The 3,443-nt window shown below is 68.6% G+C and carries 6 protein-coding genes; 3 read left to right on the forward strand and 3 right to left on the reverse strand.

The window, feature by feature from the left end; all coding sequences use genetic code 11:
- Nucleotides 1–169: 169 nt before the first annotated feature.
- Entirely contained in the window at nucleotides 170–562 is a 393-nt protein-coding gene (locus tag AB0J67_RS39980) for a cupin domain-containing protein (RefSeq protein WP_363490862.1), read from the reverse strand.
- A gap of 398 nt (nucleotides 563–960) precedes the next feature.
- On the opposite strand from AB0J67_RS39980, the gene AB0J67_RS39985 reads away from it, so the two are divergent.
- Entirely contained in the window at nucleotides 961–1,245 is a 285-nt protein-coding gene (locus AB0J67_RS39985) for an ATP-binding protein (RefSeq protein ID WP_363490852.1), read from the forward strand.
- 39 nt (nucleotides 1,246–1,284) lie between these two features.
- Here the strand turns inward: AB0J67_RS39985 and AB0J67_RS39990 are convergent, their stop codons facing one another.
- Nucleotides 1,285–1,602: an STAS domain-containing protein gene (locus AB0J67_RS39990; RefSeq protein ID WP_363490854.1), complete on the reverse strand. Its 318-nt coding sequence runs from the start codon at nucleotides 1,600–1,602 to the stop codon at nucleotides 1,285–1,287.
- A 193-nt stretch (nucleotides 1,603–1,795) separates the two neighbouring features.
- Between AB0J67_RS39990 and AB0J67_RS39995 the strand changes: the two genes are divergently transcribed.
- Entirely contained in the window at nucleotides 1,796–2,404 is a 609-nt protein-coding gene (locus AB0J67_RS39995; RefSeq protein WP_363490856.1) for a hemerythrin domain-containing protein, read from the forward strand.
- Between the two features lie 54 nt (nucleotides 2,405–2,458).
- Here the strand turns inward: AB0J67_RS39995 and AB0J67_RS40000 are convergent, their stop codons facing one another.
- Nucleotides 2,459–2,890, reverse strand: a complete 432-nt coding sequence (locus AB0J67_RS40000) for a hypothetical protein (RefSeq protein ID WP_363490858.1) — start codon at nucleotides 2,888–2,890, stop codon at nucleotides 2,459–2,461.
- Nucleotides 2,891–3,106: 216 nt separating this feature from the next.
- On the opposite strand from AB0J67_RS40000, the gene AB0J67_RS40005 reads away from it, so the two are divergent.
- Nucleotides 3,107–3,328, forward strand: a complete 222-nt coding sequence (locus AB0J67_RS40005) for a DUF2188 domain-containing protein (protein WP_363490860.1) — start codon at nucleotides 3,107–3,109, stop codon at nucleotides 3,326–3,328.
- Nucleotides 3,329–3,443 lie beyond the last annotated feature (115 nt).

Consider the following 3,443-nt stretch of genomic DNA (forward strand, 5'->3'; position numbering starts at 1 on the left):
GAAGACACGACGAGCCCATCGACGCGGCATCCAAAAAGGATCTGCGATCGGACCAGCAACCGCCACCGTCAGCTATTGCGCACAAGATCGTTAGAGCAGCTTCTTCCAGCCGGTCGATCCGGTCACGCCGCAGCAGCAGGCGTGACCGGATCGCGGTATGCGGACCCGTTCAGCTCGTCGGCGGTTCGTCCTTGCCGGCTTCCTCCGCGGCCTCGGCCTCCTCCTTCGTGGCGTGCACGACGCCGTCGGCGTGGTCGGGCGGGCCGTAGACGGTGTAGAGGACGAGCGGATTGACACCGCTGTTGCGGAAGTTGTGCCGCGTACCGGCCGGCACCACGACCAGGTCGCCTTGAGCGACCTGCCGCACCTGGCCGCCGACGCTCGCTTCTGCGGTGCCGCTGACGAAGGTGAGGATCTGGTCGTTGTGCTCGTGGACCTCTTCGCCGATCTCCCCACCCGGTGGGATGGTCATGATGACCAGCTGGGAGTGCCGGCCGGTCCACAGGACGCGCCGGAAGTCGGCGCTCTGCTCGGCGACGGTCGCAATGGTGAAGTGGGTCATGTCGGCCATCGGGTATGCCCTTTCCTGCGCCTGCGCTCACGGGCCGTGCGGACGCCCAGCCCGGCGCGTAGTGGATCAAGGTCGCCTCATCGGACCACCGGTTCGGTCTTACCCGGGGCGAGCACGAACAATCACCCCTCCCCACCGGTTCTCCGCTGCGAGCACGCACGACGGGGCGAGCGGAAAATTACCTTTATCCGATAATTCGTGTTTGTCATGCCGAGGTTGCGGAAACTAGCTACGCAGCAGCGAGAGCGGAGGCCGTAGTGGCAATGCCCAGCGCCCGGATCCAACTCCCGGACGGTTCGCCGGCACCGGCGGCCGCACGGCGGGAGATCAGGCAGCGGCTGGGCGCCTGGGGCTGCAGTGACGGGATATGGGTCGACACCGTCTGCGGCGTGGCACATGAGCTGGTGAGCAATGCGGTCCGCCACGGCGGTGGGTGCACGGGCGTGCTCCTCCGCCTGACCGGCGACGAGATCATCATGGAGGTGACGGATCGCTCCCCCGCTGCACCCGGACCGCGCGACGGCGGCTACGGCTTACTGATCATCGGAGAGTTGGCCGAGGCGTGGGGCGTCGAGCCCGTCGACGAGGGCAAGCGGATCTGGGTGAGAATGGCCCGTCCGCAGGTGGCCACACGAAGCGGCGTCCACGAAGCCGGTGTCTGCCGCGTTCGCTGAAGATGCCACTCACCGGGCAGTCCGGCAGTCCGGACCTCGCTACTGCGGTCTTGCCAGCAGCTCGCGCACGCCGGTGACTTCCAGCACCCGCTCGACCCACCCGTGGGCGTTGTCGACACACAGCTGATGACCGACACGCGCGGCCGTCTGGTGCGCTTCGACGAGGACGCGGATGCCCGCCGAGTCCAGAAAGCTGACGCCGGACAGGTCCACGAGGACCTCCGGCGACTGCTTCGTCGCCTCGCCCAGCTCGGTGCTCAGCAGTTCGCACGTCATCAGGTCGATCTCGCCATGAACCGAGACGACGAGCCGTCCGGCGTCGTTTCGGCGCTGCATCGTCAAACCGTGTTCGCTCATCCCCACCATTAACGCACCGTTTGGTCGTCGCAGGCCAGGGCAGCACGGCGACCTTGGACACGTTGACGAGAAGCAATACCTCGTCGCGGGTCGCACCGGCCTGCCGTTCGACAGAGATTCGGGCGTTTTCGCACTATTGAGCCCCGATTCAGATACTAATCGCTCATCGAGTGTTTCACGTCGAGGAGGCACAGTGAGCCAGTCAGCACGTACGGCAACGGCCAAGTCCGCCCGCGGCAGTACCGGCGCGAAGGCGACCAAGAGCACCGTGGCCACCGCAGGGCGGGGTGCGGGCGGCACGGCGAAGAAGTCGCTGCCCGCCAAGGCCGGCGAGGACGCGATCGTGATTCTCAAAGCCGATCACAAGGTGGTCGACGGGCTGTTCAAGCAGTTCGAGAAGGCGGGCGACGACCCGGCCCGCAAGCGCGAGATCGTCGACCAGGTGATCAGGGAGCTGACGACCCACGCGTACATCGAGGAGACGCTCTTCTACCCGACGGCACGGCGGGCCGCCCCGGACACCACCGAGCACGTGCTCGAAAGCGTCGAGGAGCATCACGTCGTCGCCTGGATGATGTCCGAGCTGGCCGAGACCGACGCGACCGACGAGCGCTTCGACGCCAAGATGGCCGTGCTGATGGAGAACGTGCGCCACCACGTCGAGGAGGAGGAGAAGGAATGGTTCCCGCAGGTGCGCAAGGCCATGGGCCGCGGCGCGCTGCAGGACCTGGGGGCCAGGATGCAGGCGGCGAAGGCGAAGGCGCCCAGCAGTCCGCTGGGCCTGCGCAGCGCCCGTGCGTGAGGCCGGCGGACCCGCGCACCTACCGTGCACGGATCGCCGGCACGGACGGCGGGGTCAGCGGGTCCGGCTCGGCGCCGGCGCGAGCAGCCGCAGCTCCGGGGGCACGTCCAGCAGGGTGGACAGCTGACCGCTGTGGTGCCCCTCGTGCCCGCCGGGCAGCAGACACGCGTCCGGTGCCGAGCGGCCGTCGCGGCAGTACGGCGACTGCACGAGCGAACGCAGGCCGGCGGTGTCGTCCCAGCGCAGCCACCACGCGCCCGGCCGGCGCTCACCGCTGCCCTGCAGCAGCCCCACATGCTCCTCGAGGTGGCCGTACTGCAGCACGCACGGGACCTGCCGAGGCAGCCGCCGTTGCCCGTCGGGCATGACGGCCAGGAACTCGTTCAGGCCGGCCGACGCGGCGATGCTGCTGTGGCAACGCGCGTACACGGTCTCCTCCTCCGGGCTGCCGGCTGACGACGGGGACTGGGCGGTGTCGAGGTCCACGACGGCTCCTCTGCGCGGGTTCGATTCACCTCACCCCATGCCCGGCAGTCCCGCTCCGAAACGGCAGGACGCCCCCGCGCGGTCGATCGCCGCACTGTCACGTCGCCGGACCGCTGATCGACCAGGCGTTACGCGATCGGGTCGGCGCCCGGGGTTTGTTCCCGTGGCAATCGGCGATAAGCAGGGCATTACGGAACCCAATGAAGGGAGACGGTCATGCAGCGCACGGTGTATCGCGTGATGCCCGCCGGCAAGAAGTGGGAGCTGCGTGAGGGCGACCAGGTCGTCGCCTCGCACGAGCGCAAGGAGGATCTCGTCGCCCAGGCCCGGCAGACGGCTCGCGACCAGCGTCCCAGCCAGCTCGTGATCCACGACGGGGAGGGCCGGATCGAGGACGAGTCGACCTACCAGGACGACCCGTTCCCGCCGGCCGGCTGACATCCACCGCCGGCCGTGCCACGCGCCGGTGAGGTGCACCGGCCGGGACAGCCCCCGGCCGCTGACCCCCGAACCTGCATCCCCGAACGGGTAGTGTAGAGGAAAGTGCAGGGAG

It is taken from the genome of Catellatospora sp. NPDC049609 (assembly GCF_040675365.1).
Taxonomy (GTDB): Bacteria; Actinomycetota; Actinomycetes; order Mycobacteriales; family Micromonosporaceae; genus Catellatospora.